We start from the raw sequence: 23,795 nt of genomic DNA on the forward strand, positions 1-23,795 counted from the left end.
CGCCTAAGGCCCCTGCTGCGGGTTGATCGCTTTCACCGGCCCCCACCGCGACGGCGGCCAGGCGATGAACCGGGTCTTGCCGATGACATTGCCCACGGGCACGGTGCCGGCGTCGAGGTTGTCGCCGGTGCACAGGATCCGGTGCTGCAGATCGGGCTGGATCGCCACGGTGTCGCAGTGCGCACGGGAATCCGACGAGTGGGTGCGGTTGTCGCCCATCACCCACAACCGGCCTTCCGGCACGGTCACCGGTCCGAACTCGTTGCCCAGGCAGGGATAGACCATCGGGTCGACCATCAGCGTGGCCGGATTCAGGTACGGCTCGTCGAGCACCTTGCCGTCGACGGTCAGGCCGGTGTCGTTGCGACACTGCACGGTCTGGCCGCCCACGGCGATGACCCGTTTGACCAGATCGTTCTCGTCGGGCGGGACGAACCCGATGAAGGACAGGGCGTTCTGCACCCAGCGCACGGCGGCGTTGTCCGACCGGATCGACTTGTAGCCGACGTTCCACGACGGCGGGCCGCGGAAGACGATGACGTCCCCGGGACGCGGGGAGGTGAACCGGTAGGTGACCTTGTCGACCATGATCCGGTCACCGACGCAGCCGTGGCAGCCGTGCAGCGTCGGTTCCATCGACTCCGACGGGATCAGGTACGGCCGCGCCACGAACGTCAGCACCAGGTAGTAGAGCACCAGTGCGATCGCCACCAGCACGACCGACTCGCGCAGCGTGCTGTGCTTGCGGTCCTCGGGGGCGGGCGTCTCCGACGCGGCGGCCTCGGGCTGGTCGGCTTCGGGCTGGTCGGCCTCGGCAGAGTTCTCGGGTGACGAGCCCGTGGTTTCGGTCACGAGATCAGGGTAGTGACCGCGTCAGCAGCACCGAAGACCGACCGGAGGAAGCCCGGCGCGTCAGCGCTTCTCCTTGATCTTCGCCTTCTTGCCGCGCAGTTCGCGCAGGTAGTACAGCTTGGCCCGGCGGACGTCACCGCGGACCACGACGTCGATGTGGTCGACGTTGGGCGAGTGCACCGGGAAGGTCCGCTCCACGCCGACGCCGTAGCTCTCCTTGCGGACGGTGAACGTCTCGCGGACGCCGCCCCCCTGCCGGCGGATGACCACGCCCTTGAACACCTGGATGCGCTCCTTGGTGCCCTCGATCACCTTGACGTGCACGTTGACCGTGTCGCCGGGGGCGAAGGCGGGGATGTCGTCGCGCAGCGACGCCTTGTCGACGATGTCCAGCGTGTTCATTGCGGAAACACTTCCTAGCGGGTCGCGGCTGCCGACCGGGCCGCACGCGGGGGCGCGTGCAGACGGTAACCGAGCCGATGGGTTCGGGCATATTGTCGCATCGTGCGGTGCCCGAGACGCCGGGCCCCCCGCTGCAGAATCAACTGCCGGGCGACAACTGCTCAATTGTGCCAGACGCGGCGCAACCAGTGAAATCGCGCAAATCGCCGCTGGTCGTACCGCCGGAACCGCCCGCAGCGTGATAAGTCTGATGGAGAGGCGGACTGCGCGGTCCCGGCGTGCACGCGGTAATCTATCCGGCGGGCCGATGGCAGCAAGCGTGGCGAGCCCGTAGATGTCGGTTACGCGACTGATACCTGTTGAGGAGGCCTACCAGCCGTGCGGCCATCGATGCTCCTGCTGACCATCGTGATGGTGATCTCGACGGTGGTGTTCGGTTGCGACGAGAAGGTCTACGGCGCCTCCGCCCCCCGTCCCCCGCAGTACCGGGCGCCCGAGGTGGCACCGGTGGCCACCGCGATCGAAGCCCCCCGGGCACCCGCTATTCCGCCGGTCGCCGTGGTAGACGGATTGGCCGCACGCATGCAGGACGCCACCGAGGAAGCGGCCAAGGCCGGCGCCACCATCTCGGTGGCCGTGCTGGACCGGATCTCGCACCAATTGGTCACCAACGGCAACACCCGGCCCATTGCCACCGCCTCGGTGGCCAAGCTGTTCATCGCCGACGACCTGTTGGTCCACCAGCCAGAGGCGGCATTGTCCGCCGATGACCAGGCCGCCCTGGACGTCATGTTGCGGTCCTCCGATGACGGGGCCGCCGAGACGTTCTGGAACCTGCACGGCGGTAATGCGATCGTCACCCGGGTGGCGAGCCGCTACGGGCTGGCCGGCACCTCGCCGCCGTCCAACGGCGCCTGGTGGAACACGATCAGCACCGCACCGGACCTGGCGCGCTACTACGACATGCTGCTCAACGGTTCCGGTGGCCTGCCGGCGGACCGGGCCAACATGATCGTCAACGACCTGGCGCAGTCCACCCCGACCGGAATCGACGGCTACCCGCAGCGGTTCGGGATTCCGGAGGGTCTGTTCAACGAGCCGGTGGCCGTCAAGCAGGGCTGGATGTGCTGCATCGGCAACAACTGGATGCACCTGTCGACCGGCGTGGTCGGCGCTGACCGTCGCTACGTGGTGGTGATCGAGTCACTGCAGCCCAGCGACGACGCCACCGCGCGCGCCACGATCACCCAGGCCGTCAAGACGATCTTCCCCGGCGGCCGGATCTAGCGGACTTCGTCCCCGCCGAGTAGGTCCGGGCGGCGTTCTTTGGTGCGCTGCAACGCCGCCTCATGCCGCCAGGCGTAGATGCGCGCGTGGTCGCCCGAGAGCAGCACCTCCGGGACGTCGAGTCCGCGCCAACTCGGCGGCCGGGTGTAGCTCGGTCCCTCCAGCAGTCCATCGCGATCCGGGGAATGCGAATCATCCTGACGTGACACCGGATTGCCCAAAACCCCGGGCATCAGCCGCAGCACCGCTTCGAGCATCACCAGTACCGCGGACTCACCGCCGGCCAGCACGTAATCGCCGATCGAGACTTCTTCGACCCGCATCCGCCGGGCGGCGTCGTCAGCGACCCGCTGGTCGATGCCCTCATAGCGGCCGCAGGCGAACACCAGGTGCTGCTCGTGGCTCCACCGCTCGGCGGAGGCCTGGTCGAACAGTGCACCCGCGGGAGTGGGAATGACCAGAAGTGTTTGCTCCGAACAGATTTCGTCGAGAGCTTCGCCCCACACCGGCGCCCTCATCACCATCCCCGGACCGCCGCCGTACGGGGTGTCGTCGACCGAGCGGTGTACATCGTGGGTCCAGCGCCGCAGATCGTGAACCCCCAACTCGACCAGCCCCGACTCGATCGCCCTGCCCGGCAACGATTGCCGGATCGGGTCCAGGTAGTCCGGGAAGATGGTGACGACGTCGACCCTCACGGTGACAGATCCAACAGCCCGTCGGGCGGGTCGATGCACACCAGCTGCTCGGCCAGCGACACCGAGGTGACGATCGCGGACACGAACGGCACCAGCAGTTCACCGCCGCCGGTACGCCGGACCGACAGCAGCTCGCCGGCCCCGGTGTGCAGCACCTCGGTCACCGTGCCGAGGTCCTCCCCCGCCTCGGTGCGCACCCGCAGCCCTTCCAGCTGGTGGTCGTAGTAGGTGTCGTCCTCATCGATCGGCGGCAGATCTGCCGAGTCGATCACCAGCAGACTGCCGCGCAAGGCGTCGGCCGCATCCCGGTCCGATACCCCGGCCAGGCGCACCAACAGCCGGGCACCATGCGGGCGCGCGGATTCCACGATGAAATCGCGCTGCCGCTCACCGCGCTTTTGAGCGTGCAGTGTCGCACCCGGGGCGAACCGGAGTTCGGGGTCGTCAGTGCGGACGTCGACGACGACCTCGCCGGTGATGCCGTGGGCCTTGACCACCCGCCCGACCGTCAGCTCCATGAGCCGGCCGGCTAGCGGTCGGTGTCGACCACGTCCACGCGAATGCCGCGTCCACCGATACCGGCAACGAGGGTGCGCAACGCGGTGGCGGTGCGACCGCCACGACCGATCACCTTGCCGAGATCGTCGGGGTGCACATGCACCTCGACGGTGCGGCCGCGCCGGTTGGTCACCATGTCGACCCGGACGTCGTCGGGGTTGTCGACGATGCCGCGCACCAAGTGCTCGACGGCATCTGCCACCACTGCACTCACGGTCGCGCTCAGCTCTCGGCGGCCGGCTCGGCGGCCTCAGCAGCGGGGGTCTCGGCCGCGGCCTCTTCCGCCGGGGCCTCAGCCTTGGTGTCGTCCTTGGCTTCGTCCTTAGCCTCGTCCTTGGCCTTCTTGGCGGGCGCCTTCTTCTTCTTGGCCGTGGTGGCCTCGGTGGTCGGGCCGCCCTCGGCCTCGGCCAGCGCGGCGTTGAACAGCTCCAGCTTGCTCGGCTTGGCCGGCTTGACCTTCAGCTTGCCCTCGGCGCCGGGCAGGCCCTTGAACTTCTGCCAGTCGCCGGTGATCTTCAGCAGCTTGAGCACCGGCTCGGTGGGCTGAGCCCCGACCGACAGCCAGTACTGGGCGCGCTCCGAGTTGATCTCGATCAGGCTCGGCTCTTCCTTGGGGTGGTAGCGGCCGATGACCTCGATGGAGCGGCCGTCCCGGCGGGTGCGCGCGTCGGCGACCGCGATGCGGTACTGCGGATTGCGGATCTTGCCGAGCCGGGTCAGCTTGATTTTGACAGCCATGAATCACTCCTGGGTAGCACGCTGCAATTCAGCGATACAGGCGGACTTGCCCGCATCCGGTTTTGCCTCGCGTGTTGTGCCGCGACACCGCACGCCCTCAACGGGCACGGTCGCACGGCGGACCGCCGCCTATTGTGCCAGAACCGGCCCGCCAGGCAGAAATCGCCTCAGGGCAGCTTCTCGAAGCACTTGGTCTCGACGCGCCGCGTCATCCGCCAGCCGTCGGCGGTCCGGACGAACGCGTCGTCGTACCACAGACCCAGCAGCATGGTCGCCGGCTTGTCACCGCCGAACACCATCGGGTTGAAGCAGAAGGTGCGTGCGGTCGCGGTGTCCCCATCCACCCGGATCGACGGCAGGCCCAGCATGTGGGCGTAGCCGGCGAAGTTGGGCAGCACCTCCGCCAGCCACACCTTCACCTGCGGGTAGTGCCCTTCGATGCCGCCCATGGCGCGGTAGTCGATGTAGGCGTCATCGGTGAAGACCGCGTCGAGGTCATCGAAGTTGCGGGTATCGATGGCGGTGGAGTAGTCGACGAGCAGCTGCTGGATCTGCCACCGATCCGAGATTTCGGCCTGGCTCAACATTCCTCGATTGAACACTGCGGTGATAGCGGGCGGTAAGGTAACCGGCCATGCGGAAACTTCTGGCCGCAATCGCGGCTGTACTTGCCGTGCTCGCCACCACCGCGGTAACCGCGTCCGCGGATGTCGCCCAGCCCCTCGGCTCGGCACCGATTCCGGCCGGTCCCGCCCCGAACTGGCTCATCGCCGACCTGGACTCCGGGCAGGTGCTCGCCGAGCAGAACGGGTACGCCGCCACCCCACCGGCCAGCACGATCAAGGTGCTGCTTGCCCTGGTGGTGCTCGATGAACTGAACCTCGACGACACCGTGATCGCCAGCCCGGCCGACACCGCGGTGGAGTGCAACTGCGTCGGGATCAAGCCCGGCCGCAGTTACACCGCGCGCCAGCTGTTGGAGGGCCTGCTGCTGGTGTCGGGCAACGACGCCGCCAATGCGCTCGCGGACATGCTCGGCGGGCCGGAGGCGGCCGTGGCGAAGATGAACGCCAAGGCGGCCGCGGTCGGCGCGACCAACACGCACGCCAGCACGCCGTCCGGACTGGACGGCCCCGGCGGCCCGGGTGCGACCACCCCGCACGATTTGGCCGTGATCTTCCGGGCGGCGATGGCCAATCCGGTGTTCGCGCAGATCACCGCGCAGCCGGCGGCGATGTTCCCCACCGAGTCCGGCGAGCGCCCGATCGTCAACATGAACGAGCTGTTGCACCGCTACCCGGGCGCGATCGGCGGCAAGACCGGGTTCACCGACGCCGCCCGCAAGACCTACGTCGGCGCGGCGGACCGTGACGGCCGTCGGCTGGTGGTCGCGATGATGTATGGGCTGATCCACGAGGGTGGCCCGACCTACTGGGATCAGGCCGGCGCCCTGCTGGATTGGGGTTTCGCGCAGGGCCCGATGTCGGGAGTCGGCAGCCTGTAGGACCCGGCCGTCCCCGGCGCGAGCAGACGCAGAATCGCCTAAATCCCCGGGCCGCAGTGCGAGTCTGTGTCTGCTGGGCGGTGAAGCGGTCAGTACACCCGGCCGCGCAGCATCACCAGGTCTGGGCTCCGCAGTACCTCGGGCCCGGTACGCGGATCCTCGGCGAAGCACAGCAGATCGGCCGACGCGCCGTGCTCCAGCCCCTGCGCGCCCAACCAGCGCCGGGCAGCCCAGCAGGCCGCTCCGAGCGCCTCGGTGGCGCTGAGCCCGACACCGGTCAAGGCGTGCACCTCGTCGGCGATCCGGCCGTGGGCGATCATGCCGCCGGCGTCGGTGCCCGCGTAGATCGGTACCCCGGCTTCCCGGACGGCGCCGATGCGCGACCGGCAGCTGGCGTGCAGCGCCCGCATGTGCGCGGCATACGTGGGGTACTTGGCCGCCGAATCGGCGATGCCGGGGAAGTTTTCGATGTTGATCAGTGTCGGCACCAGCGCGGTGCCGTGGGCCAGCATCAGCGCGATGATGTCGTCGGTGATACCGGTGCCGTGCTCGATGCAGTCGATGCCGGCGTTGATCAAGCCGGGCAGCGCGTCCTCGCCGAAGACGTGCGCGGTGACCCGGGCGCCGTTGGCGTGGGCAGCCTCGATGGCCGCGGCGAACACGTCATCGGACCACAGCGGTGCGAGGTCCCCGACCCCCCGGTCGATCCAGTCCCCCACCAGTTTCACCCAGCCGTCACCGCGGCGCGCTTGGGCCGCAACAGCTTCCGGCAGCTGGGATTCGTCGTCGATGTTCAGGCCCAGCCCGGGGATGTAGCGCTTGGGGCTGGCCAGGTGCTGTCCGGCGCGGATGATGCGCGGCAGGTCGTCGCGGTCATCGAAGTCGCGGGTGTCGATCGGCGAGCCGGCATCGCGGATCAGCAGCACCCCGGCACGACGCTCGGTCTCGGCCTGGCGCAACGCCTCGGCGGCGTCGACCGGGCCGCCGGGGCCGATCCCGACATGGCAGTGCGCGTCGACCAGGCCGGGAATGATCCAGCCGTCGGTGAACACCGTCTGCGCGCCGGCGACCGCCTCGACACTGATCCGGCCGTCGACGATCCAGTACTCCACCGGAGTCTCATCGGGCAGCCCGCGGCCGGCGACGTGAAGCGCCAATTTACTTCCGGCCCGGGAAGTTCAGCTTGGACAGGTCGAAATCCGCCAGCCCCGGGGGCAGCTCGTTGAGGCCTTCGGGCATCTGCGACAGATCCGGGAAGCCGGCCGGCATCCCGGGGCCGAAAAGACCCCGTGCCTTCGGTGGAGTCGGGCCGCGCTTCTTGCCGCCCTTCTTCTTGCCGCCCTTCGCTTTACGGGTGGCGCTCTTGCGGCCCATCCCGGGCAGGCCCATGCCACCCATCATCGACGACATCATCTTGCGGGCCTCGAAGAACCGGTCGACGAGCTGGTTGACCTCCGAGACGCTCACCCCCGAGCCGTTGGCGATGCGCAGCCGGCGCGAGGCGTTGATGATCTTCGGGTCGGCCCGCTCGGCCGGCGTCATGCCGCGGATGATGGCCTGCAACCGGTCGAGGTGGCTGTCGTCGACGGCGGCCAGCGCGTCCTTCATCTGGCCCGCACCCGGCAGCATGCCCAGCAGGTTGCCGATCGGGCCCATCTTGCGGATCGCCAGCATCTGCTCGAGGAAGTCCTCCAGGGTGAGCTCGCCGGTGCCGATCTTGGCGGCGGCCTCCTCGGCCTTCTGGGCGTCGAACACCTGCTCGGCCTGCTCGATCAGGCTCAGCACGTCGCCCATGCCCAGGATGCGGCTGGCCATCCGGTCGGGGTGGAAGACGTCGAAGTCCTCCAGCTTCTCGCCGGTGGAGGCGAACAGGATCGGGGCGCCGGTGACTTCACGCACCGACAGCGCCGCACCACCGCGGGCGTCGCCGTCGAGCTTGGTCAGCACCACACCGGTGAAACCGACACCCTCGCGGAAGGCGTCGGCGGTGGTGACCGCGTCCTGTCCGATCATCGCGTCCAGCACGAACAGCACCTCATCGGGCTGGACGGCGTCGCGGATGGCGGCGGCCTGGGCCATCATCTCCTCGTCGATGCCGAGGCGGCCGGCGGTGTCGACGACGACGACGTCGAAGTGTTTGGCCTTGGCTTCGGCCAGGCCCGCGGCGGCGACAGCGACCGGGTCGCCGGCGCTGATCTGGGCCTCGTGCGCCTCCGCGGAGGTCCCGGGATGCGGCGCGAACACGGTGACCCCGGCGCGTTCGCCGACGACCTGCAACTGATTGACCGCGCCCGGGCGCTGCAGATCGCAGGCCACCAGCAGCGGTGTGTGGCCCTGACCGCGCAGCCAGGCGGCCAGTTTTCCGGCCAGTGTGGTCTTACCGGCGCCCTGCAGACCGGCCAGCATGATGACCGTCGGCGGGGTCTTGGCGAACGCGAGTGTGCGCGTCTGCCCGCCGAGGATCCCGATGAGCTCCTCGTTGACGATCTTGACGACCTGCTGGGCAGGGTTGAGCGCACCGGAGACCTCGGCGCCCTTGGCGCGGTCCTTGATTCGGCCGATGAACTCCCGGACCACCGGCAGCGACACGTCGGCTTCCAGCAGCGCCAGCCGGATCTCTCGGGCGGTGGCGTCGATGTCGGCGTCGGTGAGACGGCCCTTGCTGCGCAGGCCCTGCAGGGCAGAGGTCAACCGGTCGGAGAGCGATTCAAACACGCAGCCAGCCTATATGTCCCATCACTACCGGGTAGGCGAAGGCGGCCCCGGGCAGACCGCCCCCGGGCTTGGCGGCCTCTCCGCAGATATCGAGGGCGTCCGAATTGTAACCGCGGGGTTAGATAAATTGCACAGTTAATGTAGAGATTCCGTCCCGTTAATCAACGGTTTCAGACCTTTCACCAGCCGTCGTTCTCCGTTAAGAAATCGCACCTGGTCGCTAATTGACTGTTACCGAACGCTTTGGCTCCTCCCATTCTGTAATGCTTCACCACATCGACCAGCCAACCCCATCGGAACATTGAATTCCCGATCCGATTCCCTCCGAGGAGGACACATGTCATTTGTGAAAACGCTCCCCGAAGCAATGACCGCCGCCGCGGGCCAACTCGCGGGCATCGGTGAAGCGCTGGCCACCGAGAGCGCCGCGGCACTGACCCCCACCACGGTGATCGCCCCAGCCGGTAGCGACCCGGTATCCCAACTGCAGGCGGCCCTGTTCGCGACCTACGGCAATCTGTACCAGTCGATCAGCGACCAGGCGGCCGCCGTTCACCAGCAGCTTGTGCAGGTGCTGGGGCAGAACGCCGTCGCCTACTCCACCGCCGAGCAGACCAACCAGGCCACGGCGTCGCTCGACGCCGCGATCCAAGGTTTCTTGACCGATTTCCTCGGCGTCCCGACCGAAGGCAGCTCTTCGCTGCTGTCCGGCAACCTCGCCAACATCGGCAACATCGGCATGGGTAACTGGGTCTCCGCCGGTTCGGCACTGCTCGGCCTGGCCGGTGGCGGTCTTCTCGACTTTCCCGAAGAAGCCGCCGAGCTGGGGGGCTTGGCCTCCGCGGAGACCGGCGAGATGGCTGCCGGTCTCGGCGGCGGAACGGTGCTGGCGGGGGCCGTCGGCCCGGCGGCGGGCGCGGCGCCGGTGGCGGCCGGTGTGGGCCAGGCATCGTCCGTCGGCAAGCTGTCGGTGCCGCCCGGGTGGGCCGGCGCGGGCTTGGCGACCGACACCGCCCCCGCCAGGCTGGCCTCCACGGGCTGGACCGCTTCACATGCCGCCCCGGCCGCCGCCTTTGTGCCCGCCGGAATGCCCGCGATGGCCGCGGCAGCGCGCGGTGCCAGCGGTTTCGGGGCGCCGCGCTACGGCGCCAAACCGACCGTGATGCCCAAGCCGGCGGTCGTCTAGCGGCCGGCACCGGAACCGGAATGTGAAACATCGGCTCAGACGAAAGCGGGGTTAGGGATATGTCGGTTGATTTCGGAGCTTTGCCCCCGGAGATCATCTCCGCGTGGATGTACACCGGAGCCGGTTCCGGGCCGTTGATCTCGGCCGCGTCGGCCTGGAGCAGCTTGGCCATCGAGTTGGAAGCCGCGGAGGCCTCCGCTCAGTCCGTGCTCGCCGAGCTCTGCGGCGAACAGTGGACCGGGCCGGCGTCGGCGGCGATGGCCACCGCCGTGGCGCCGTACCTGGCCTGGCTGCACACCACCGCGGCAGCCGCTCAACACGCCGGTACGCAGGCGATGGCCTCGGCGGCCGCATTCGAGTCGGCTCGCGCGGCGACGGTTCCGCCGCCGGTGATCGCTGCCAACCGGGCCCAGTTGGCGGCCCTTGTCGCGACCAATTTCCTGGGGCAGAACACCCCGGCGATCCTGGCCACCGAAGCTCACTACATGGCGATGTGGGTGCAGGACGCCCTGGCCATGTTCGGCTACAGCGGCGCGTCGGCAAGCGCGGCGGCGTTGTCCCCGATGACTCCGGCACCGCAGCCCACCAACCCGGTCGGGGCCGCTGTCGCCAGTGCCGGCTCCGCCGAGGGGCTCCAGCAGGGGCTGACCCAGGTGATGACCACCCTGCACGGGGCGCTGGCCTCGATCGCCTCACCGCTCACGGCGTCATCGTCGTCGGCGACGACACTCGTCGACGCGTTCGACCTGTTTCTGGGCACCCCGTTGTTCGCGAACATCATCAACGGCGGCGTGAACACGTCGGCGTGGTTCGTGTGCACCGCGATCCCGACCGCGCTGTCGCTGGGGCACACCCTGGCCCTGGCGGGCCCGGCCACCCTGGCATCGGAGGTCGCCGGCGCCGAAGGTATCGCGGGCGGGTTCGCCCCAGCGGTACTGGCCGGAGCGGCGCAACCAGCGGGCGGGGTACCGCTGCGCGCTGCGCCGGTGCTGGGGGGACTGGGTCAGGCGTCCACGATCGGCGGGCTGTCGGTGCCGGCCAGCTGGTCGACGGCCGGCGCCGCGGCGAGCACCGGGGCGCTTACCGGCACGGGCTGGACCGCGGCCGCCGACGAGGGCGGCGCATCCATGCACCCGGTGCCGGCCGGGATGGGATCGGTGGGCTCGTCCGGGCGCAGCACGGGGTTGCCGCGCTACGGCGTCAAACCGACAGTGATGCCTAAGCAGGTGTTCGTGTGAAGGCTGCCGGCGCGACGCCGTGCTCGCCGGTCACCACGGGCACATCGCCGCCCAACTGGGGCTCGGGTGTGCGTGCCGGCGGCCGCCGCCGGTCCCCCGGACAGGTGCGGTAGCGGATGCAGCCACAGTTGAGGCCGATGATGCAGGCCTCGGAACCGACAGGAGCTGCGCTCGGTGACGCCACCACATTGGCGGGGGTGATCGCCCCGATCACGCCCGCGGGCAGGGCACCGGTACCGCTAAGTCCGACCGCAAAGGCGATACCGGCACCGCCGAACAACGCGGGCAACATCCTGCCGAAGTGTTTCATCACAATCCTGGCGTTTCGTCCGTGTTTCGTTCTCCGCACAGACTACGCCCTATTCCTGCGGTTCTCTCTTTTCCAGCAGCCCGTCGACCCGGGTCGCAGCGGTTCAGCTCGCCCCCGATCGGCGCGCCACCGCGCGGCGCGGATGTCGCGGTGTCGTCACAAACAGCGTTGACCAGGGCACCGACGCGACCGACGGCTCGCCGGCGGGCCGACGCCGCTGCGCAGAAATGTTGACCGGCGTTCCAGAATTCACATCGGTCTGTGCGCTGACGGGCGGGTGGCGATGTCGGGAAAATGCGGCCGAGGGAAACTGCGGAATCAGCCGCGGGTGACAAGCACCCTGATTTTGTGGAATGGGCTGCACATAACACACCAGAAAAAAGCAGATCGGGCCGCCCGATTCGGCAACAAATATAGCTCGCGACACGACGTATTGACGGCGGCCGCCCGCCAATTCACCGATCGGTCCCTAATGGAGGCGATTTCGCCTGAGAAAAAATGTATTCACCGCCGAAGTCACACCCCGCCTGCGGTGAGTACGGCGTCGACGTGACGGCTGACCGTGCTCGCCGCATCCGAGAGCCTGTGCGCCAGGTCGCAGCTGTCCTGAAATCGCAGGGCAACACTGATGGCCTCGGCGTCCTGGACCATCAGCACGTCGTGGCCGCGGCCCGAGTTGCGGTGAATCTCGGTGCGGACATCCAGCAGCGTGCGGTGGGCACCGCGCAACGTCTCCTCCCCGTCGCCCGGTCCACGGGCGGTGACGCCGTCGGCGAGCCGTCCGAGGGACAAGGCGGCGAGCAGTTGAACATCTCTGAGGCCGCCGCGCCCGCTTTTCACGTCGGGCTCGACGGAATGCGCGATCTCGCCGCAACGCTGCCAGCGCGTCCGGGCCGTTTCGAGAAGCTCGGCGTAGCGAGAACGAATACCGTCCCGCCACTGGCGCCGCACCCCGTCGCGGATGTGAACCGACAGCCGCTCGTCCCCAACGATGTGGCGAGCGTCCAGCAACCCCAGGTCGACGCGAATGTCCGACGCGGCGGCCTCGAGGGCTTCGGCCACGGTGCGCACGCTGTGGTCGAGACGAACGTTGGCGTCCCACAGCGGGTACCACAACAACTCCGCGACCCGCGCGACGGCCTCGACCGGCTTATCGTCGTGCAGCAGCAACAGGTCCAAGTCCGAGCATGGCAGGAACTCGTCCCGGCCCAGCGAACCGGTCGCGACGATCGCAAAGCCACTGGCGGCGGCCACACCGATCTCGGCGGCCTTGGCCACCAGCCACGCTTCGTGCAGCCGCCGCCACGCTTCACGTAGGGCAGCCGAATCCAGCTGATCGGGTGTACACGAGCGGAGCTCAGTCCGAGCACGGGCTAAAGCGATTGCCGTGCAGTCAGTTCCGTATGTTTGTGGGACCGGATCCGCGCTGGAGGACATCGTCGAAGCCCACCGTGGATCAACCCGTACGGGGTGTCATAGCGCATCGGGTCCGCGTTCCCCGGTGCGCACCCGCATCACGGTCTCAACCGGGGTGACCCACACCTTGCCGTCGCCGATCCTGCCGGTTCGTGCCGCTCGCGCGATGATGTCGACGATCTTGTCCGCCGCGAAGTCGTCGACCAGCACCTCGATGCGTACCTTGGACACGAAGTCGACCGAGTATTCCGCCCCCCGATAGACCTCGGTATGCCCCTTCTGGCGCCCGTAACCCTGAACCTCACTGACCGTCATCCCCAGGACTCCGGCCTGCTCCAATCCGGTCTTGACGGCCTCCAGCGTGAACGGTTTCACGATCGCGGTGATCAGCTTCATGCCTGCCCCTTGTCTCTTCGGCGAAGTGTGCGGGTACCGGACTGCCGGCGACGGCGAAGTCGTAGCCGCCTTCGGCGTGTTGGGCTTCGTCGATGCCGGCGGCCTCATCCTCGGGGCCGAGCCGCAGTCCGATGGTGTATTTGATCGCCAGGGCGATCACCGCGGTTCCGACGGCCGAGTAGGCGGCGACGCTGAGCGCGCCGATCGTCTGACACCACAGCTGATGCCCACCGCCGCCGTAGAACAGCCCGGGTGATACCCCGGATACTCCGGCGATGGCCGCGGTCTCCGGCGCCGCCAAGAAGCCCACAAGCAGGGTGCCGACGAGTCCGCCGACCAGGTGCACCCCGACGACATCGAGTGAATCATCAAACCCGAAACGGTATTTCAACCCGACTGCCAGCGCACAGGCCACACCGGCCACGGCGCCGACGGTCAGCGCTCCGACGATATTGACCGCCGCGCATGCCGGGGTGATCGCCACCAGTCCGGCCACGATTCCCGATGCCGCACCCAGCGAGGTGGCGTGACCGTCCCGGATCCGTTCGGCGAGCAGCCAGCCGAGCATCGCCGCGGCGGCCGCGACCGTGGTGGTGATGAAGGTCGAGCCGGCAACTCCGTTGGCGCTGACCGCCGATCCGGCGTTGAATCCGTACCAGCCGAACCAGAGTAAGGCGGCGCCGAGCATCACCAACGGCAGATTGTGCGGTCGCATCGCCCCGGGCCAGCCGTGGCGTCTGCCCAGGATGATCGCCAACACCAACGCAGCGGTGCCCGCGTTGATGTGGACAGCGGTGCCGCCCGCGAAGTCGATGGCATGCAGCTTGTTGGCGATCCAGCCGCCGTGGGCCGCGGTGGTCTCGTCGAAGGCGAAAACCCAGTGGGCGACCGGGAAATACACGATGCTCACCCACAGCGCGGCGAACAGCAACCAGCTGCCGAACCTCATCCGGTCGGCGACCGCTCCGGAGATCAACGCGACCGTGATGATGGCGAACATCAGCTGGAACGCCACGAAGACGACGAGCGGTACCGTGCCGACCACCGGAATCTCCACGGCCGGTGCGCCGCTGCCCGGATCGGCGGCGATCGCGTCGACCCCGATGAGGCCCTTCAGTCCCCAATAATCGGTCGGGTTGCCCGCCACGTTGCCGACATCATCGCCGAAGGCCAGCGAAAAGCCGTAGAGCGCCCACAGCACCGTCACCACACCCATGGCGCTGACGCTCATCATTATCATGTTCAGTACACTTTTGGCGCGGACCATGCCGCCGTAGAAGAAGGCCAGACCCGGTGTCATCAACAGCACGAGGGTGGCACTGATCAGCATCCAGGCGGTATCGCCGGTATCCGGCACCCCCATGATCGGAAAACGGTCCAAGTCCAGACCTCCTTGCCGAGACAGCTCACCGAAAAACATTGACCACGCTGTACACACAATGCGCAGTGGATGTTTCGGCTCCAACGCCGCACCGTTGCGTACATGTCACAACCTGCTCACACCGCAACGCGGCGGTGCAGACGGCGGCGCTACCCCGCTGCGGTCTGATTCACCGCGACAAGTGCTTGAGCGCCAGTCGCGCGGCGTTGGCCCCGCACATGCCGTGCGCCCCCGGCCCCGGCGGGGTGGCAGCCGAGCAGATGTAGGTGCCGGGAATTCCGGTGCTGTACGGCGAGAGCGTGATGCGCGGCCCAAAAGTCAACTGGCGGATATCCTTTGCACCGGTCATGATGTCGCCACCCACGAAATTGGGGTTGTAGACCGACATCTCGCTGGTGCTACGCACGGTGAAGCCGACGATGCGGTCGCGGAAGCCCGGCGCGAACCGCTCGATCTGGGCGATGATCGCGGCGGTGGCGTCGCCGGTGTAGCCGTTGGGCACATGGGCGTAGGTCCACACCGGGTGCACATTGCCGACGGACCGTTGCGGGTCGGCCAGATACTGCTGACCCACCAGGACGAACGGCCGCTCGGGCATCCGCCCGGCGTGAACGTCGCGTTCGGTGGCGGCCAGCTCGCGGTGCGTGCCGGCCACATGCACGGTGCCGGCCAGCCGGGCCTCGGCGTTGGTCCACGGCACACCGTCCTCGACGGCGAAGTCGACTTTGAAAGCACCCGGCCCCCGCCGAAACCGGCGGTAGGCCCGCGCCACCCGGTGTGGCAACCGGTCGCCGAGGATCCGTGCGACGGACTCCGGCGCCAGGTCGAACAGCGTCACGTCGGCGGGCGGCAGCTGTGATTCGGACTCCACCCGGACTCCGGTCTCAATGGTGCCGCCCAGATCGGTCAGCGCGGCCGCCATCGCAGTGGCGATCGCCTGTGATCCCCCGGCGGCGACCCCCCAGCCGTGCCGGTGCCCCGCGGTGAGGATGCCCAGCCCGATCGCCGACGTCATCGGATGGTGCAGCGGCCGAAACGCGTGCGCGGCCACGCCGATGAACAGCGCGCGCGCCTGCGCGGTGGCGAACCACCGGGCTAGCGCCGAGGCGGGCAGCGTCGTCGGGGCGCCGAACCGGGCCAGGGTCAGCGGATGCTGCGGCAGCCGCAGCAACGGGCCCATGATGTCGGTGTTGAGCGCGTCGAACTGGGCGACCGGACGGCCGAAGAGTCGTCGCCAGCGGCCGCCGTCGCGGCCCAGGCCGACCGCGGTCTGCTCTACCGACTGGTGCAGCACTCCGGCGCTGCCGTCGTCGAGCGGATGCGCGCAGTCGACCTGCGGCCAGCGCCACTGCAAGCCGTAGCGGTCCGTATCGAGGCCGGATAGGAACGGTGAGCCGATCGCCATCGGGTGGATGGCCGAGCAGTCGTCGTGCACCAGGCCCGGCAGGATCGCCTCGCTGCTGCGGGTACCGCCACCGACCTCATCGGCGGCCTCGAGCACCGTGACGTCGACCCCGTGCTGGGCAAGGGTCACGGCGGCGGCGAGCCCATTGGGCCCACCGCCGACCACGATCGCTGTGCTCACGCCGACACCTCCTCGTCGGCCGGCATCATACGGCGGCGCTAGGCAGGATTGCCCGGTGCGCCGCCGGCACCGCCGGCGCCGCCCGTTCCGCCGTCATTGGGTTCACCGGGCTGGCCCGCGCCGCCGGGTGCGCCGTCGGTGGCTCCGCCGTTGCCGCCGTGCCCGCCGTCGCCCCCGGCGCCGATGAAGCCGTTGCCACCGGCCCCTCCGGCAGCACCGGCACCGCCGGCGCTACCCACCAGGTTGGTCGCCGAGCCACCGTTACCGCCACGGCCGCCGTTAGCGCCGGTCAGACCGCTGCCCCCATCGCCTCCGACGCCTCCGGCACCGCCGTGGCCACCGGTGGTGCCGTGGCCCGCGTCCCCGCCCGAGCCACCATCGCCTCCGCGGCCCCCGACGCCGAGCGGGTTGTTCAGGCCCGCACCACCCGCGCCACCGGCACCGCCGTCACCGTCGACACCGGCCTGACCCGCCCCGCCGATCCAGGCGATGTTGGCGCCGGCCGCTCCGGCCCGGCCACCGTCGCCGCCGTTGCCGCCGTTGCCGCCCATGGGCTGGGAGGCCGTGCCGGCCGAACCGGCGGCGCCGACTCCCCCGGTACCACCGTCGCCGCCGTCACCGCTGATGCCCAGGAACCACCCGGCCTTGCCGCCGACACCGCCATTGCCGGCGTCACCGCCGTTGAGTGCGGTCACCACCGACCCGTTGACACCGGCCCAGCCGGAGCCGCCGCGGCCGCCGGCTCCGCCGAAGCCCCAACCGGCCCGGGCATCGCCCCCGGAACCGCCGTCGCCGCCGTCGTGCGCCACCAGCTTCGAGCCGTCGAGCGTGTCGTGGAAACCGGTACCGCCCTGGCCTCCGGCACCGCCGTCACCGAACCACAAACCGCCCGCGCCGCCCTGGCCACCGGCACCGGCCTCGACCACCGTGCCGTCGGAGCCCAGGTAGGCGGCGGCTCCCTGACCACCGGCACCACCGTTGCCGAACAGGCCGGCATCACCGCCGGCACCGCCCACGCCACCGTCAACCCCGGCCACGCCCGCCGCACCGGTGCCTCCGTCTCCGAACAGGAACCCGCCGTCACCGAGGTCTCCCAGACCGAGCCAGCCGAACAGCGAGTTGTTGGTGCCGTTGAAGCCGTCGATGCCGTCGCCGATCAGATCCCGGCCGAACATCAGCACCCACGGCGTGTTGATCACATCGATCAGCAGCTGGTTGCCCGCGTTGTGCAGGAAGCTCTCCAGAGCCTGATGGACCGGGAGATAGAAGGCGTCCTGGTAGAGCTGCGCCCAGTCGGCCGGCTCGAACGCGTTGAAGTCGACCGAGCCGATGTCGGCCGGATCGAAACTGGCCACGCCGATGTCGTTCGGGTCGAAGCCGGCCACTCCGATGTCGTTCGGGTCGAAACCGGCCGGGCTGAGGTCAGACAGGTCGAACCAGGAGGCGGGGTCGAAGAAATCGACATCGGCCTGGGCCGACGGTGCGGTCGCCATGGGCGCGAGGGCGAGCGCCAACGCCGCTGCGGCACCTCCCACGGCACGACACAACCGGCCGGCGGCGGTAGGACCGCGCTGCCCGGTATAGCGACGACGACGATTCATTTCGATAGACCTTTCTGCGACTGTTCTGTGCCGACTGGCTCTGTGCCGACTGGCCGAGCGGGCTCAGGCGGGGGCGATCGTGTCCAGGCCGAGCAGGTCGGCGACCCAGGAGACGTCGGGATCGCCGTCCACCGGGGACCCGAGGGAGTTCAGGACGTCCGACGTGTCCGCAGGGTCGGTGGCCATGGCCGAACCGCCGAACCACGAACCGGTGTCCTGGATGTCGAAAATGACGCGCTGCGCCGCGGTCAAGATCGTCGAGAACAGCTCGTCCCCGAGGAATCCCCCGGGCAGATAGGTGTTCAGATTCTGCAGTTCCTTGAACGCGTCCTGGATCCCCTGCGTCCAGGCGTTGGCCAGCGCTGAGGTGATGTCGGCCAAGCTGATGTTGCTCGGCAACAGGTCCCAGCTGATGGTGGTGGGCACGTTGGCCGGGCCCTGGTTCCAGCCTTCGGTGAGACTGCCGTATCCCAGGTTCACCAGGATGCGCATGCTCGGTTCCAGCAGCGCGGCCAGGGGGGCGCCCCAGACCGGGTTGAGCCGCAACAGCTCCAGCAGCGGCAGGTGCTCGCTGGGAATCATGTAGTAATTGGTGAGACTGTCCGGGTCGGTGGTGTCCAATTGAATCGCGTTGGCGATGTCGTCGGGGCTCAGGCCCAAATATCCGATGTGCTGCGTGAACATGCCGGCAATGGCGTTCAGAGTCGACAGCAGGTTCAGCGGATACCGGGGGAAGTCGGCGTAGCCGTCGTACTCGAGGGTGTAGACGTCGGTGGTGAAGTAGTCCGGAGTCGGGTGACCGAGAGTCAATCCGTTCCAGAAAGTGACGTCGCCATCCCAGAGGTTGAGCATTTCAACGATGCCGCCATTGGGGTTGGCGGCGTTGCCGACCAGCACGAAGTGAACGTCCTCCGCCGACACGCCCTGGTGGTAGAGCTGCTCCATCGTCATCGACGACATCGCCGCACTCTGGGAGTAACCGAACACGTACACCGGGTTGTCGGCGTTTACCTGGCCGGTGGCGATCTCCTGGTTGATCGCCTCGGCCAGGATCTGGGCGCCTTGGACTTCCGAGACGTTTCCCGGGAAGTACAACTGGGGCGTGAACAGTGATTGCGCGGTACCGGTGAAGCCGTGCGGCTGCAAATAGAACAAGTCGGCAGCGTTAACATAACCGTCCGACGGCAACGGAATACCGCTGCCGCCCATAACGAATGCGGTAGCGCCACCGGTCAACTGCACGGCCGGGGGCGACGCAGCGGACGATCGCCCGGTCAGCGGCGACATGCCGACCATGCCGGCAAAGACCGCGAAAATGCTTACGGCAGCGACGACTACGCGTCTACGGCGGGGCGCACGCGTCCCTCCCGTGCCCGACATCGCGACCAGCTGTGCCATGAAATCTCCCAACCACTGACCCTGCGGCCGAATCGTTACCTGATCGAAATTAGACCACCCGCAACAGTTTTAGTCAGTCGTTCCGCCGAACGCCAGCCAGCCTGACATAACCTTAGTTATTGGGACATTGTGATAATGCCGGCCATTTCCCACGTCCGAAAACCGGGCCGGAAAGGCGTCCGCGTAAAGTGTCTGCCGTGGATATAAACGGAGCAAGCGCGATCGTAACCGGTGGCGCATCAGGAATCGGTGCGGCAACCGCCCGCCAATTGGCCGACAAGGGCGCCCGGGTCGTGGTGGCCGACCTGCAGGCGGACAAGGGTGAGGCGCTGGCCCACGAGATCGGCGGGGTGTTCGTGCCGGTGGACGTGACCAGCACCGAGCAGATCATCGATGCCGTCAACACCGCCGCAGATCTCGGGCCGCTACGGGCGCTGGTGAATTCGGCCGGTATCGGCTGGGCACAGCGCACCATCGGCAAAGACGGTGAGTTCGACTCGGCGCACAGCCTGGACGCCTACCGAAAGGTGCTGGAGATCAACCTGGTCGGCACCTTCGACTGCATCCGGATCGCGGCCACCGCGATGAGCCGCAACGAACTGACCGACACCGGCGAGCGGGGCGCGATCGTCAACATGACCAGCGTCGCGGCCTTCGACGGCCAGATCGGCCAGGCCGCCTACTCGTCGTCCAAGGGCGGCGTCGTGGGCCTGACCCTGCCGGTGGCCCGTGACCTGTCCGCGGTCGGCATCCGGGTGAACACCGTCGCGCCGGGCCTGATCGACACCCCGATCTACGGCGAGGGCGAGGCCTCGGAGGCGTTCAAGGCCAAGCTGGGTGAGTCCGTGCTGTTCCCGCACCGCCTCGGCAAGCCCGAGGAGCTCGCATCGATGGTGATCGAGTTGCTCACCAACTCTTACATGAACGCCGAGGTCGTCCGGGTGGACGGTGGCATCCGGATGCCACCGAAGTAATTTCGTCCCGAAACGGCAGGCTCCCCCGGCACCGGTGGGGGCCTGCCGTTTTCAGTTGGCCGGGCCGGATCTGCTCGGGCGACGCGTGGCACCCCAGAGCCCAACGCCGATGCCCAGGATCGCTCCGCCCAGGCCGATGATCTGCTGACCGCGTTTGAGGTCGGCGTGCACGCTGATCCCGCCCAGTAGGTCGGCCGCGTCAGCACCGCCGGAGGCCAGAAACCAGCCGCGGGTGTCTCGGCCGCCGATGGCTGCGTACAGCAGTAGGCCCCCGATCAGCGCGTCGCGGTAGCCCATCGACCGGAGCAGCAGCCGGGCGGACGGCCCAGGATCGTCCGGCTCTCCCCATATTCGGTTGGCCCGCAGGGGATCAACCAGAAACGAGACTCCCGAGGCCAGCCGGATACTGCCGGCGAGCAGCGCGGCGCGGTCCTTCACCATGGACCGCAGCCTAAGGCGGGACGGGCATGCCCGGGGTTATTTCCAGGCGAACACCGGTTGCTCCAGCTCGTCGACCCGGTCATGTCTCCCCTCCAGGCACAACCACCGCAATTGCAGCAGCACCGCACCCGTGGGCGCGTGGATGAGGTCGTTGCCCAAGGGGATCTGCACGACCGGACGCGAGCTCTCCGGGATCGAGATGAAGCGCGGGGAATCGTCGCGTTGCAATTGGTGCAGCCCTACCCGGTAGGCCGCAACCACCTCCTCGGGCGCGGGCCGCGGGTCAAGGCGCCCGCCGCCCCAGATCACCACCGGGCTGATGACGTATCCCGAGCGTGTCGGGTAGTCGTCGAGCAGGCCCAGCACCGCTGAATCGGGCAGTCTGATGCCGACCTCCTCGTCCAACTCCCGCAGCGCGGCGTCGACCGCGGTTTCGCCGGGATCCAGCCGGCCCCCCGGCAACGCCCACTGGGCGGCGTGCGAGGTGAGACGAGACGCTCTGCGGCACAGCAGGAAGGCAGCGCCTCCGGACACATCGACCATGCGGCCGTCGAGTCCCGCCTGCGGCATGGGCCGCCCGTCCATCCAGTCGTCCACCGGCGCCGGGTCCACCCGGTCTTCGCCGACCTCGGAGTCCACGATCACCACCGCGACCGCCGCGTGCCGCTTCGACGGGTCGGTCACGGCGCGGCGGTCGTGCGCGCCCAGGTGTGCCCGGATCCGCTCCCGCAGCACCTCGTCATAGCTGATCGTCATCGCTTGACCATAGGCAGTGCCGCGGGCCGCGATCAGCCGGCGTTACGCGCCAGGTTGATGGCGTACTCGCTGACGAAGTGCCCCGCGGCGGGTTCACCGGCGCCGCAACTGCCGTCGGACTCCCCGACCCGCTTGACCCACAGGTAGGCGTCGGCGTGTGCACCGGCGGTGTTGGCGGTAGGCGGCGTGCCCAGAGCGCGCCCACTGGGGTTGCACCAGCCGTAGGGATCGCCCTCTGCCGGGCCGGCACCGTTGCGGGAGGTGTCGATGACGTAGTGCTTGCCGCCGGTCATCCCGGAAATCTCTTCGCCGTAACCGATCTGCTCTTCGGTGGTGAAGTAGTTCGTGGTGTTGAGAGAGAAACCGCGGGCGCGCCCCACCCCGGCCTGGTTGAGCCGGTTGGCCATTTCGCCGGCGTTCACCCAGCGCGAGTGCCCGGCGTCGACGTAGACCGCGGTGGCCGGGTTACGGCCCAACGTATCCACGGCGTAGCTGATCAGGTCGAAGCGCTCCTGGCGCGCATCACCGGAGAGGCAGTCGGACATCGCCAGGGCGTCGGGCTCGAGGATGACCGCGGCCGGGTTGCCGCCGATACCGTCGGCGATCCCGTCGACCCAGGCGCGATAGGACGCTCCGGAGGAGAATCCGCCGGCGGCGTAGCTGCCGCAGTCACGGTGCGGGATGGCGTAGAGCACCAGCACCGGCATGGCGCCGGCCGCGGCCGCCGCCCCGGTGTGCCGGGCCACCGTTGCGCCGACCGAGTCGGGCGAAAACGCCTGGTCGAGCCAGTATGCCTGCGGTGTGTTGGCGACTCGGGCCAGCTCGGCGCTGTCGGGTTGAGCGTTGGCGGCATGCATCGCCTTCGAGATGGGATCGACGTAGAAGGGCATGCCGGCCAGCGGGTTGTCCCCGTCGGCGAGGGCCGGAGCGGCGCCGACCAGGGCCGCGACAGTCAACAGAGGGGCGAGACGGCGCGCGAGGGCACCAGATCCTGAGGGGAGCATAGGGAAAAATTACCGTAGCGGCCGACCCCGGATAACAGGGTGGTCACGATCGGCGCCGGGCACTCAGCCCAGCCGCTCAGCCCAGCAAAGCGTCGACGAAGGCCGCCGGCTCGAACGGCGCCAGATCATCGGGGCCCTCGCCGAGGCCCACCAGCTTGACCGGAACCCCCAGCTCTTGCTGCACCCGGAATACGATGCCGCCCTTGGCGGTGCCGTCCAGTTTGGTCAGCACCACCCCGGTGATGTCGACGACGTCGGCGAACACCCTGGCCTGCGCCAAACCGTTCTGCCCGATGGTGGCATCGAGCACCAGCAGCACCTCGTCGACTGCGGCGCGGCGGGTCACCACGCGCTTGACCTTGCCCAGTTCATCCATCAAGCCGGTCTTGGTATGCAACCGGCCGGCGGTGTCGATGACCACCACGTCGGCCCCGGCCGCAACGCCCTTGTCGACGGCGTCGAACGCGACCGAGGCCGGGTCGGCGCCCTCGGGGCCGCGCACCACTTCGGCGCCCACCCGCGCCGCCCAGGTCTGCAGCTGGTCGGCCGCGGCGGCCCGGAACGTGTCGGCGGCACCCAGCACCACGCGGCGGCCATCGGCGACCAGCACCCGGGCCAGTTTGCCGACGGTGGTGGTCTTGCCGGTGCCGTTGACCCCGACCACCAGCAGCACCGAGGGGTGCTCGTCGTGCGGCAGCGCCCGAATGGAGCGATCCAGGTCAGGCCGCAGCTCCCCGATGAGCACCTCACGCAGCACCGCACGAGCGTCGGCTTCGGTGCGCACCTGCCCGCCGGCCAGCCGTTCGCGCAGCTGTGCGACCACCGATTCGGTGACGGTGGGGCCCAGGTCGGACACCAGCAGGGTGTCCTCGACGTCCTGCCAGGAGTCCTCGTCCAGGTCGCCGCCGCCGAGCAGCCCCAGCATGCTGCGCCCCAACGCGTTCTGCGACTTGGCCAACCTGCCGCGCAGGCGCTGCATCCGGCCTTCGACCGGCTCGATGGTCGGCGCGGGGGCCGGTTCGGGGGCCGGTTCGACGGCTTCGGCGGGCGGTGCTTGGGGTGCGGGCGGCGCTTCGGGGAGGTCGACGTCGGTGATGGTGCGCCGGGGGGCGTCCCGGGGCACGGTCGCGTCGTCGCCGATGACGGGGGCTGGTGCCTCCTCGGTTCGGCTGAACGTGATCCCCGAGGAGGCGGCGTAGCCGCCCGAGCGGTCCAGGCTCTCGCGCTGCGGCGCCGACAGGCTGATGCGCCGGCGACGGTGCCGCACCAGGCCCAGGATTAACGCGGTGATGAGAACTAGGGCGGCGACGACGCCGACGACGATCCACAGACTTTGAGACGACACGCCCGCCATT

General features: G+C 68.8%; 25 protein-coding genes. 5 read left to right on the top strand and 20 right to left on the bottom strand.

Translation table 11 applies throughout. The features are described from left to right. Positions 1–3: 3 nt before the first annotated feature. Together lepB and rplS are read right to left on the bottom strand one after the other, a co-directional pair. The gene (gene lepB, locus BST28_RS12360; protein ID WP_083081200.1) at positions 4–852 is read right to left on the bottom strand and encodes a signal peptidase I; all 849 of its coding nucleotides are present in this window, start codon (positions 850–852) and stop codon (positions 4–6) included. A 60-nt stretch (positions 853–912) separates the two neighbouring features. Continuing rightward, positions 913–1,254: a 50S ribosomal protein L19 gene (gene rplS / locus BST28_RS12365; RefSeq protein WP_019736221.1), complete on the bottom strand. Its 342-nt coding sequence runs from the start codon at positions 1,252–1,254 to the stop codon at positions 913–915. Between the two features lie 390 nt (positions 1,255–1,644). Between rplS and BST28_RS12370 the strand changes: the two genes are divergently transcribed. Continuing rightward, positions 1,645–2,541 carry a serine hydrolase gene (locus tag BST28_RS12370; protein ID WP_083081236.1) on the top strand — a complete coding sequence of 299 codons (897 nt, stop codon included), beginning with the start codon at positions 1,645–1,647 and terminating at the stop codon, positions 2,539–2,541. Here BST28_RS12370 and trmD read toward each other — a convergent pair. The 5 genes from trmD to BST28_RS12395 form a co-directional block, all read right to left on the bottom strand. Then, the gene (gene trmD / locus BST28_RS12375; protein WP_083081201.1) at positions 2,538–3,239 is read right to left on the bottom strand and encodes a tRNA (guanosine(37)-N1)-methyltransferase TrmD; all 702 of its coding nucleotides are present in this window, start codon (positions 3,237–3,239) and stop codon (positions 2,538–2,540) included. The two genes, BST28_RS12370 and trmD, sit on opposite strands and share 4 nt — an antisense overlap. Further along, on the bottom strand, positions 3,236–3,757 hold the full coding sequence (gene rimM / locus BST28_RS12380) for a ribosome maturation factor RimM (RefSeq protein WP_083081202.1): 522 nt from the start codon (positions 3,755–3,757) through the stop codon (positions 3,236–3,238). Before rimM ends, trmD begins: the two co-directional genes overlap by 4 nt. A gap of 11 nt (positions 3,758–3,768) precedes the next feature. Further along, positions 3,769–4,011, bottom strand: a complete 243-nt coding sequence (locus BST28_RS12385) for an RNA-binding protein (RefSeq protein WP_019736217.1) — start codon at positions 4,009–4,011, stop codon at positions 3,769–3,771. A gap of 8 nt (positions 4,012–4,019) precedes the next feature. Then, entirely contained in the window at positions 4,020–4,535 is a 516-nt protein-coding gene (gene rpsP / locus BST28_RS12390; RefSeq protein WP_083081203.1) for a 30S ribosomal protein S16, read from the bottom strand. Positions 4,536–4,702: 167 nt separating this feature from the next. Next, positions 4,703–5,122: a nuclear transport factor 2 family protein gene (locus BST28_RS12395; protein WP_083081204.1), complete on the bottom strand. Its 420-nt coding sequence runs from the start codon at positions 5,120–5,122 to the stop codon at positions 4,703–4,705. A gap of 47 nt (positions 5,123–5,169) precedes the next feature. Here BST28_RS12395 and BST28_RS12400 point away from each other — a divergent pair, with 47 nt between their 5' ends. Beyond that, complete coding sequence (locus BST28_RS12400) at positions 5,170–6,039, top strand: D-alanyl-D-alanine carboxypeptidase family protein (RefSeq protein WP_083081205.1); 870 nt, start codon at positions 5,170–5,172, stop codon at positions 6,037–6,039. Positions 6,040–6,128: 89 nt separating this feature from the next. On the opposite strand, the gene BST28_RS12405 is transcribed toward BST28_RS12400, so the two are convergent. Together BST28_RS12405 and ffh are read right to left on the bottom strand one after the other, a co-directional pair. Then, complete coding sequence (locus BST28_RS12405; RefSeq protein ID WP_083081206.1) at positions 6,129–7,196, bottom strand: amidohydrolase family protein; 1,068 nt, start codon at positions 7,194–7,196, stop codon at positions 6,129–6,131. Between the two features lies 1 nt (position 7,197). Continuing rightward, on the bottom strand, positions 7,198–8,754 hold the full coding sequence (gene ffh, locus BST28_RS12410) for a signal recognition particle protein (protein ID WP_083081208.1): 1,557 nt from the start codon (positions 8,752–8,754) through the stop codon (positions 7,198–7,200). Positions 8,755–9,091: 337 nt separating this feature from the next. Between ffh and BST28_RS12415 the strand changes: the two genes are divergently transcribed. Further along, on the top strand, positions 9,092–9,940 hold the full coding sequence (locus BST28_RS12415; protein WP_083081210.1) for a PPE family protein, SVP subgroup: 849 nt from the start codon (positions 9,092–9,094) through the stop codon (positions 9,938–9,940). A gap of 59 nt (positions 9,941–9,999) precedes the next feature. Further along, entirely contained in the window at positions 10,000–11,178 is a 1,179-nt protein-coding gene (locus BST28_RS12420; RefSeq protein WP_083081212.1) for a PPE family protein, read from the top strand. Here the strand turns inward: BST28_RS12420 and BST28_RS12425 are convergent. The 7 genes from BST28_RS12425 to BST28_RS12455 form a co-directional block, all read right to left on the bottom strand. Continuing rightward, a complete protein-coding gene (locus BST28_RS12425) occupies positions 11,159–11,488 on the bottom strand; it encodes a hypothetical protein (protein ID WP_083081214.1) in 330 nt (109 codons plus the stop codon). The two genes, BST28_RS12420 and BST28_RS12425, sit on opposite strands and share 20 nt — an antisense overlap. Before the next feature lie 516 nt (positions 11,489–12,004). Next, on the bottom strand, positions 12,005–12,925 hold the full coding sequence (locus tag BST28_RS12430) for a [protein-PII] uridylyltransferase family protein (RefSeq protein ID WP_083081216.1): 921 nt from the start codon (positions 12,923–12,925) through the stop codon (positions 12,005–12,007). Positions 12,926–12,961: 36 nt separating this feature from the next. Next, positions 12,962–13,300, bottom strand: a complete 339-nt coding sequence (locus BST28_RS12435; RefSeq protein WP_019738133.1) for a P-II family nitrogen regulator — start codon at positions 13,298–13,300, stop codon at positions 12,962–12,964. Beyond that, complete coding sequence (locus tag BST28_RS12440; RefSeq protein WP_085990275.1) at positions 13,206–14,681, bottom strand: ammonium transporter; 1,476 nt, start codon at positions 14,679–14,681, stop codon at positions 13,206–13,208. Before BST28_RS12440 ends, BST28_RS12435 begins: the two co-directional genes overlap by 95 nt. Before the next feature lie 169 nt (positions 14,682–14,850). Continuing rightward, positions 14,851–16,266: a phytoene desaturase family protein gene (locus tag BST28_RS12445; RefSeq protein ID WP_083081218.1), complete on the bottom strand. Its 1,416-nt coding sequence runs from the start codon at positions 16,264–16,266 to the stop codon at positions 14,851–14,853. A 38-nt stretch (positions 16,267–16,304) separates the two neighbouring features. Further along, positions 16,305–17,759, bottom strand: a complete 1,455-nt coding sequence (locus BST28_RS25095; RefSeq protein ID WP_165758081.1) for a hypothetical protein — start codon at positions 17,757–17,759, stop codon at positions 16,305–16,307. A gap of 171 nt (positions 17,760–17,930) precedes the next feature. Then, positions 17,931–19,154: a PE-PPE domain-containing protein gene (locus BST28_RS12455; RefSeq protein ID WP_234808268.1), complete on the bottom strand. Its 1,224-nt coding sequence runs from the start codon at positions 19,152–19,154 to the stop codon at positions 17,931–17,933. Between the two features lie 308 nt (positions 19,155–19,462). Between BST28_RS12455 and BST28_RS12460 the strand changes: the two genes are divergently transcribed. Next, positions 19,463–20,239: an SDR family NAD(P)-dependent oxidoreductase gene (locus BST28_RS12460; RefSeq protein ID WP_019737518.1), complete on the top strand. Its 777-nt coding sequence runs from the start codon at positions 19,463–19,465 to the stop codon at positions 20,237–20,239. 51 nt (positions 20,240–20,290) lie between these two features. Here the strand turns inward: BST28_RS12460 and BST28_RS12465 are convergent, their stop codons facing one another. The 4 genes from BST28_RS12465 to ftsY form a co-directional block, all read right to left on the bottom strand. After that, a complete protein-coding gene (locus tag BST28_RS12465; protein WP_019737517.1) occupies positions 20,291–20,680 on the bottom strand; it encodes a DUF4267 domain-containing protein in 390 nt (129 codons plus the stop codon). A 36-nt stretch (positions 20,681–20,716) separates the two neighbouring features. Then, positions 20,717–21,436: an NUDIX hydrolase gene (locus tag BST28_RS12470; RefSeq protein ID WP_019737516.1), complete on the bottom strand. Its 720-nt coding sequence runs from the start codon at positions 21,434–21,436 to the stop codon at positions 20,717–20,719. 32 nt (positions 21,437–21,468) lie between these two features. Beyond that, positions 21,469–22,440 carry a glycoside hydrolase family 6 protein gene (locus BST28_RS12475; protein WP_029249281.1) on the bottom strand — a complete coding sequence of 324 codons (972 nt, stop codon included), beginning with the start codon at positions 22,438–22,440 and terminating at the stop codon, positions 21,469–21,471. A 76-nt stretch (positions 22,441–22,516) separates the two neighbouring features. After that, complete coding sequence (ftsY, locus tag BST28_RS12480; protein ID WP_234808269.1) at positions 22,517–23,785, bottom strand: signal recognition particle-docking protein FtsY; 1,269 nt, start codon at positions 23,783–23,785, stop codon at positions 22,517–22,519. Positions 23,786–23,795 lie beyond the last annotated feature (10 nt).

It is taken from the genome of Mycolicibacter kumamotonensis, assembly GCF_002086285.1.
In the GTDB taxonomy this organism is placed as follows: domain Bacteria; phylum Actinomycetota; class Actinomycetes; order Mycobacteriales; family Mycobacteriaceae; genus Mycobacterium; species Mycobacterium kumamotonense.